This is a genomic window from Lysinibacillus sp. PWR01 (genome assembly GCF_043359455.1).
Classification (GTDB): domain Bacteria; phylum Bacillota; class Bacilli; order Bacillales_A; family Planococcaceae; genus Lysinibacillus; species Lysinibacillus fusiformis_F.
The window spans coordinates 56733-65049 of the sequence record NZ_JBHERJ010000038.1; the positions used below are offsets into that span (position 1 = coordinate 56733).

At 38.4% G+C, this 8317-nt stretch carries 7 protein-coding genes; 1 reads left to right on the plus strand and 6 read right to left on the minus strand.

Annotated features, from left to right (window positions below; genetic code table 11):
• Positions 1 to 9: 9 nt before the first annotated feature.
• The 6 genes from ACEVFT_RS05650 to ACEVFT_RS05675 form a co-directional block, all read right to left on the minus strand.
• Positions 10 to 1239, minus strand: coding sequence for an aminopeptidase (locus ACEVFT_RS05650; protein WP_393948645.1), 1230 nt, complete (start codon positions 1237 to 1239; stop codon positions 10 to 12).
• Between the two features lies 1 nt (position 1240).
• Complete coding sequence (locus ACEVFT_RS05655) at positions 1241 to 2389, minus strand: DEAD/DEAH box helicase (protein WP_205445659.1); 1149 nt, start codon at positions 2387 to 2389, stop codon at positions 1241 to 1243.
• 223 nt (positions 2390 to 2612) lie between these two features.
• Entirely contained in the window at positions 2613 to 3314 is a 702-nt protein-coding gene (gene cuyB, locus ACEVFT_RS05660; RefSeq protein WP_205445660.1) for a cysteate racemase, read from the minus strand.
• Positions 3311 to 4543: a carboxylate--amine ligase gene (locus tag ACEVFT_RS05665; protein WP_393948647.1), complete on the minus strand. Its 1233-nt coding sequence runs from the start codon at positions 4541 to 4543 to the stop codon at positions 3311 to 3313. The genes cuyB and ACEVFT_RS05665 overlap by 4 nt, the downstream gene beginning before the upstream one ends.
• A 59-nt stretch (positions 4544 to 4602) precedes the next feature.
• Positions 4603 to 5655 (minus strand): C39 family peptidase, encoded by a 1053-nt coding sequence (locus ACEVFT_RS05670; RefSeq protein WP_393948649.1) that lies wholly within the window; start codon positions 5653 to 5655, stop codon positions 4603 to 4605.
• A gap of 167 nt (positions 5656 to 5822) precedes the next feature.
• The gene (locus ACEVFT_RS05675; RefSeq protein WP_393948651.1) at positions 5823 to 7319 is read right to left on the minus strand and encodes a class I adenylate-forming enzyme family protein; all 1497 of its coding nucleotides are present in this window, start codon (positions 7317 to 7319) and stop codon (positions 5823 to 5825) included.
• A 243-nt stretch (positions 7320 to 7562) separates the two neighbouring features.
• Here ACEVFT_RS05675 and ACEVFT_RS05680 point away from each other — a divergent pair, with 243 nt between their 5' ends.
• Positions 7563 to 8156, plus strand: coding sequence for a metallophosphoesterase family protein (locus ACEVFT_RS05680; RefSeq protein ID WP_342441634.1), 594 nt, complete (start codon positions 7563 to 7565; stop codon positions 8154 to 8156).
• Positions 8157 to 8317 lie beyond the last annotated feature (161 nt).

Here is an 8317-nt window from a genome sequence, read left to right on the forward strand (position 1 = left end):
GTCTAAAGATTAAAAAGCCCAGCTACCCTTACGGAAAATGGGCTCAACCGTACCATCCGGTAAAATACCATCAATGTCCATTTCACCACTGCCAATCATGAAGTCTTCATGTGTCACAGAAATATTGGCACCCAATGCCTCAAGTTGGCCGTTTTCTAGGTCTCTACCGCCTTCTAAGCAAGTCGGATATGCCTCACCAATAGCTAAATGGTTTGAAGCATTTTCATCAAATAGCGTATTGAAATATAAAATCTCCGACGCTGAAATTGGTGATTCGTGAGGGACAAGTGCCACTTCACCTAAATAGCTTGAGCCTTCATCCACTTGAATAAGCTCTTGCAATAAATCATGCCCTACTTCAGCCTCTGCCTTAATAATTTTGCCCTCTTCAAATGTTAGTTTAAAGCCATCGATGATATTGCCCTGATAAACTAATGGCTTAGTATTACTAACATAACCGTTTACACCTTGTTTCATTGGAAGTGTATAAACTTCTTCTGTTGGCATATTGGCCACAAAGACATTATCTTCTGGTGTTTTACTACCACCAGTTAGCCATTTATGCTGTGGTGCTAAAGCGATTGTTAAATCTGTACCAGGAGCTGTATAGTGAAGTTTTGCATACTTTTTATTATTTAAAAGCTCTGCACGCGATTCTAAATTAGCTACATGCTGACGCCAATTGTCAACTGCATTGCCTTCCCCGATATGCACCGTTTTAAAGATAGCTTCCCATAATGCAGGCACCTGCTGCTCTTCTGTTAATTGAGGGAATACCTTTGCCGCCCATTTAGCTGAAGGAACGGCTACAATGGACCAAGCAATTAAATCCTTCATGACTGCATTGCGATAGTTTTTCAATGCTGCCCCTGATACTTTTTGATGTGTTGCTAGTCTGTCTGCAGGAATTCCTGTTAGCTTATCAGGGTCTGCTGCATCTATCCATAGTAGAGCCCCTTTACGTTCAATAAGCTCATCACGCATTTTCACAACCCATTCAGGGAAGCGATTAAATTCCTCCTCGGAAGCATGCTCAAAATAAGCACGATCCAATTCATCATCGGAAAAGTTTACATGAACACGGCCTGCACCAGCCTTATAAGCCTCTTTTACAACTAAACGGGCAAAATCTAAAGCATCCACAGATGTATTGACTAATAAGTACTGACCTGGTTGGATGTTAACACCCACTTTTACTGCAAGCTCTGCATATGCCTGTAATTTCTCTTCAAATGTCATACTATTTCCCTCGCTTCTGTCCAATTGTTTTAGAATTGCCTTCAATTAGCTCGCCATCATGCCATATTTTTTGCACAGGCTTGCCTGGAATTTCCCTTGTCCACTTTTTATAGGTTTTTTCATCACGATAAGATAATAACGTTAATACTTCACCATCTGCTCCCGCACGTCCAGTACGACCAGAACGATGCAAATACTGCTCAATTGTTCGTGGGACATCAACATGAATAACATGTGTTAAACCAGCAATATCTAAACCACGAGCTGCAATATCTGTCGCAATTAAAATACGTGCGTCTCCTTTACGGAATGCATCTAACGCTTTTTTACGTTCTTCTTTCTTCATATCCGAATGGAGTGTGACAATCGGTGCTGAACGGTATTGTAGTTTTGTTTCCTTCATTAATAATTGATCAATATTATTAACAAAAGCCAACGCTCTTAAGCCCTCTGTATGGGAAAGTCGGCGTAGGAAATCCGTTTTATCGCGTTCTTCTACTTTCAAGAAAGAATGAACAACTTTACCGACCTTTAACATATCCTCAGGCTTAATTTTAAAACGTAGAGGCTCAAACATCATACGACTTGCCACTAATTCAATTTCCTCTGTAATAGTAGCCGAAACAACAACAACTTGTCGGCCATAGGCAGAACCTTCTATAAAGGATTTGATAACAACACGGTATTCACGACTTAGTAATTGATCACATTCATCTAAAATAACTGTTTCGACTTCTTTTAGTTTTAATTTTCCTGCTCGTGCTAATTCGTTTAAACGACCAGGTGTTCCAACAACAATCGTTGGCTTTTTCTTCAACTTTTCAATTTGGCGAGCAGAATTGGCACCACCAATCAGCTGCTGAACCGTAATATCTGTGCCAGCTGTCCACTCACGAATGACTTCTACGATTTGCATAGCAAGCTCTTGCGAGGGAGCTACGATCAGTCCTTGTGTTTGCTTTTTTGCCCCATTCACTTTATTTAATAATGGTAAGACATATGCTAACGTTTTACCTGATCCTGTTGGAGATTCTGCTACAATATCTTTGCCCTCAAGCATAGCTGGTATCATTTCATCTTGAATTTTCATGGGTGTTTCAAAGTTCCATTTTGCTTGTATTTCTTCTTTTAATAAATTAATGACTGACATGTTATTTCCCACCTTCTATCTACTTGACACTAGTTTAACACACTCCGTAGGTTCCTACTTTATATGTACGAAAGCAATTATCTAATCGTTTCAAGAAAACATTGCTTCCTTTCATAAAAAATCTGCTTCACTCAACACGGAAAAGTAAGCCTGTCCACAACTCTTTCAAGAATTGTAGCTTACCCGTGAAAAGCAAGCAGATTCTTTTCAATTCATTCAACGACTAATCGACTAATTCATAACCACAAGCCAAAATGGCACATTCAGCTAAAACGATTAATGAATCAATATAAATGTCACTTAGCTTCAAATCTCTATTCACAATAGAAAGCTCTGTACACCCTAATACAATACGATCACAATTTAATGCTAACATCGCCTCTTCTATTGGTTGCCAGTCTTCTAACGTAACATCCTTCCCAGCCTTGACGTAATCATAAATGATTGTCATCACATATGATCTCATTTCATTGTCTGGAACAACGGGTGTAATACCAAACTCCTCAAGCGCTTCCTGATACATCCGTGATGTTAAGGTGCCTGTTGTTGCTAAAATACCAACACGCTTCGCTCCTAAATCAGCAGCACGCTTCGCTGTTTCGCGAATCATATGCAATACAGGTATAGGAGAACCTTCTTCAATTTCATGATAAAACGTATGCGCCGTATTACATGGGATAGCAATTATGTCTGCTCCTACCGAAGCTAGTTTTTTTGCATCCTCAATAATAACTGGAACTGGATTATCCTTTGTATTATCTAAAATAAAAGCCGTACGGTCAGGAATATTTGTATCATTATCAATGATGGTATGTAAATGCTCCTGATCTTTTTGTGCTTTCGTACGTCTTACAATCATTTCTCCAATAAACATTGTTGCAAGTGGACCAACGCCACCAATTATTCCTAAAGTTTGTTTTTTCATGTGTTAGACAGACCTTTATTATTAAAATATTTCTTATAGCTGCGATAAAAGCTTAAATTATCAAGCGTGACATTCAACCAACGTTTTGCATTCATATCCTTATAATTAAAAATAGAATCTGTAGCCATACCTTGACGTATTAAACTTTTCGCTTCAATGACTAGTTGTTCATTTTGTACATATTTGAACAGCACACCATTTGGCACAATGGTCCAAAGATGCTTGTTCTTCACATATGTTAGTGATTGTTTACTTCCACGAACAAAATCGTTCGCGACATACTGCATTAAATTATAGCCACTGGCCGTCACATAATAATTGGAAAGTTCATTATGTAATTCAATACTCAACAATTTATATTGACCATCACGTTCATCATATTTCATATCAAACGCGGCAAAGCCTTGAAATTGTATCGCTTCAAGGAATGACTTCACTTTATCCATTAATTCCTGATGATAGGTTGTCATGATTGCTACATAACGCCCAATGCCTTCTGGAGAATGCTCTTCTAAAATGGGGTTACCCACCGCAAGAAGTTTTGCCTTCCGATCTTGTCCAATATACGCATTCACAACACGCATATTAGCATCTTCTCCAGGAATATATTGTTGAATCATCAGATCATCTCGATAAGCTGATTCTTTATAGATAGCACGTAGTATACTGTCCTTTTCATCCTTATCATATGCAATATATACTTTTTTCTTACCAGGAAAAATACATGTAGCATATTTTGTCATATTCATTGGCTTAATGACAACTGGATAATCAAATGGCATGTCGTAGTCTTCATAATCATTCACCGTGCATACATGTGTTGCAGGGTATTGAAAACCAAATTGTGCGCATAGTTCATACATACTTTCACGAGTTAAAAGTTGATGTGCAAGTGTGGCGTCTACATAAGGAACTAGAAAATCCTCTGCTAACTCCTCTTTATGTTCTACGATTTTTTTGACATAAAATTCATCACAAGCTAATAGCAGTAATTTTTTGTCTTGGAACTCCTCCGCAATGGCTTTTAACGCGGTCACAAACCTTTCTTCGATATGAAGTCGCGGTATCTCACGAAAAGTCCATAAATCACTTTGTTGAATTTTTTCCATGTTCGTATGGTTTAGTGCAAGCGGCTTCACACCATAGGCCTCGTAAAATGCTCTGGCCATGCCATAAGCATTCATTTCATCTCCAAGTAAAACCGGTAAAAAAACGTGCTCAATGGCCATTCTACTCAACTCACTTTTACTTTTTTATTAGTGTAACATACTAACGATTTGTAGCTTATTTATTTATGAACAGCTACAGCCTGTTTGCCTAGTTCCTGATAACTTTTGAAAAATTGATCGACATTGTAAGTAACATACCCTTTTAAAGGATCCATTACGACTACTTTATCACCTAAATGCCCCGTCAAGACGACTGCATGTAAGTTCATAAAAGCATCATGTGGCGTTGTTTCACCTTTATAAATCCAGCCTCTTTCTGCATTTCGTTTAGGCTTCGATAAATCTAGCGTCACCCATGTCACAACAGGAATGCCTTCACGAACAAGCTGTAAAATATCATCTTGTGAGGCGTTACTCATATTTTTGACATGTAAGTCAGCTTGTTTATCTGTAATGACTGCCTCAGCCGCTTTGACAATTGGGGCAGCAAAAACATACATACCACGCGCTTTATCACGGGGATTACCTGCAAAAGCTTCATTTGGGTTTGGTCCAAAACGTTGATTGCCCGCTGTGCGTATTTCTTGCTTTGGTAAATACTTGTCAGTCATTTCAAGTTTTGACACATTCATTCCAAAATAATTTAATACGGCTGTGAGTGATGTAATTTCACAGCCATGTGGAAGCTCAGGGTTTTGCATGACAACAGGGACATCTAACTCCTGTTCGTCTCTTAAAAAGTGTGTTTGCAAACGATAGTATGGCTTTGTTGTATCATATGTGAAATTCTCGATTGTCGTATACCCATTATTGTTTGTCGAACTATTTTCAAGTGTCGTTGCTGCAATTGCATATTCTCGCCCTGCCTTTAGCTTCGAAAATACAGCCTCTCCCTCTTCTGAACCAATTGCTTCTTCCACTACATCACCTGTTTGTACGTCTGTCACCGTGAGGAAGAGATTTGGAATAGGTGCCCCGCTATTAAATTCTACTGTTAAAACTGTTAATTGATTTTTTTGTTCAGCATCTTGCTGTGAAAATGGCTGACAGCCTGAAAGTAACATAATAATCAAAATGCCAATAAGTAAAAGGCGTTTATACCCCGTCCACAAGACAAATTCCGCTCCTATTCTAAGGCGAAGAGCAAACCCTTCGCCATTCTCTTTATTCAATTTGTCGTAGACTCTATTATACGATACTTTCATAGCCGTTCCTATTTTATCTTGATTCAGCACCTATTTTTTGTACCGAAAGCGAGCGGCAAGTACACAAGACTCTTTCTTTTCAAGTAAACTTAAAAATTTGGATAACATTTATGCTGAGAAATAATTGAACCGACTCAAATCGTTGTCACTTTCGGCCGTAATGTATGCTTTAGTACCTTACCAGAGGCATTGCGTGGCAATTCTGCTAAAAATTCTATTTCATACGGTACTTTATATTTGGCAAGTCGTGTTTGACAATAGGATAATATCGAATTTTCATCGAGAGACTTGCCTTCCTTCAACACCACAAATGCTTTTGGTACTTCTCCATATACTTCATGTGGCAATCCAACCACTGCTGCTTCTAAAATTTCTGACATTTGATATAGAACTTCTTCTACTTCGATTGGGTAAATATTCTCTCCACCACGGATGATCATATCTTTTTTCCGATCTACAATATATAAATAGCCTTCCTCATCAAAACGTCCTAAATCGCCTGAGTACAGCCAGCCATCTCTAATCGCTCTTGCTGTTTCCTCTTGATTGCGCAAATAGCCCTTCATTACTTGTGGTCCTCTTACGCAAATTTCGCCCACCTCGCCAGCTGGTACGGTCTTTCCTTCGCTATCAACTACACGTACATCTGTCTGTGCTAATGGTTTTCCAACTGAGCCAATTTTCGTCAATGCATCCGTATCTAATAAAGAGGTAGCTGCAGGTGAATTTTCAGTTTGACCATAAAGATTTTGAACCTTTACATTTGGAAATGCTTCTTTCACTTGCTTTACGAGCTCATAAGGCATTGGGGCAGCCCCGTAACATAATAAACGTAAATGTTTAAAGCTATGTTCCTTGAATTCAGGAGTATTTAAAATGATGGTATACATAGATGGAACACCAAAGAAAATGGTTGACTCAGTAGCTGCAATTTGAGCTAACGTTTTAGTTGGTGAGAATGCTTCTTCAATGACTACTGTTCCCCCTTGATAAAACATAGGCATAGCAAAAACATGAAGACCTGCACAATGAAACAATGGCGTACAAATAAACATCTTATCCTTGCTAGACATATTCATAGAAGACGACCATATATCTGCGGTAGCCACGATATTTTGATGTGTGAGCATAACGCCTTTGGGTTTACCTGTTGTACCAGATGTATACATGACCACAGCTGTGTCATGAGCCTCCAATTGCACAATTTTTCTTTCACGTTTGTCGTATTCTATTATGTTTTTCATTTCTTGAAATCCAATCGTATGTTGGAATGAATAAGAAACGTCCTCTAATGCCTGTGTTAATCTTTCATCAAAAATTAAGCCTTTTGCTTGTGAATGATTAAAAATAAAATCAACCTCAGGAGCAGCTAATTTAGTGTTAATAGGCATCACAATAAATCCAGCTAATTGGACACCTAAATAAGCGATTAAAAATAAATCTGAATTGAGCGTATATAAGGCAATCACATCATCTTTTTCAAAATCTTGTTCCTGCAAGTAAGCCGCAAATCTTTCTACACGTTGATAAAAATCATGATAGCTTAACGTTTTTCCATCATACAATGTTGCAATTGCATTTGGTTGCTGCCCTGCATAGTTTTCTAGAATCTCTGTCATAAACATCGTCATTATAAGCCCTCCATACATTCATTTTTTATTACGGAAAAGACACGAATGGGAAACTATTAAACTTCTTAAAATTCAGAAAATTATGATTATATTTTAACAAGCAATGAATTTCTTGGCAATTTTTCCACACAATCAAAATATGTAATTGAAGTAACGAAATATTCTTAGACATTTTACTTTTCTAGCAATTTCTATTGGGTGTATGATACTTGTACGATCATTTTAAGGAAAGGCAGGGTTTAAATGCTTTATGCACTTTTAGGAGATTTACATTCTAATATAGAAGACACTCAAGCTGTTCTAGCTCATATTCAACAAACAGCAGAAGAAGCAAAAATCATCGGGTTAGGTGATTTATATGAATGCACTGTCAGTAAGAAAAAGGCACAAACCCTATCTGGCTTACCTTTGCAAAAGGCGGCCATAGTAGAAAGTGAATTTGAAAAACTACTAACCTTCCCCTCAATACGAGGCAATCAAGAAGAACGCATTACGCAGGTTACTGGCATCGAACGTTTTAAAGCTTTACCTGAGACAATGGAGATTGATGGCGCCACGCTTATGCACGGACATCAATTTAAGTGGAATGTAAGCTGGCAGCCAACATTCCCACCCTTTCAAAAACCATTATTTTTCTTCGGGCATAGTCACGAATCAGGCCTTTATCATCAGCAAAAAAAGCTACCGATTCGTATTCGCTACGGGCAGCCTATTGCATTACAGGACAAACAATATGGCGTTAATGTAGGCTCTGTTATCAATCACCGTGAATGGTGTCTTTATGATAGCAAAAACCGAACAGTGACATTTATGTGTGTCCCACCTATTCATCTATAAGAGAGCAAGCTAGTCTACATACTAGCTTGCTCTCTTAGTGTTGAAAAACAAAACAGTCAATTGAAAGGTAGAAATGGATTTCCGTTGCAGGCTGCTTGCTTTCCTGTGGGCGAGCGCCGAATCGCTTCCTCCGCTACCGCTCCGTTTAGAGTTTTGCCTGT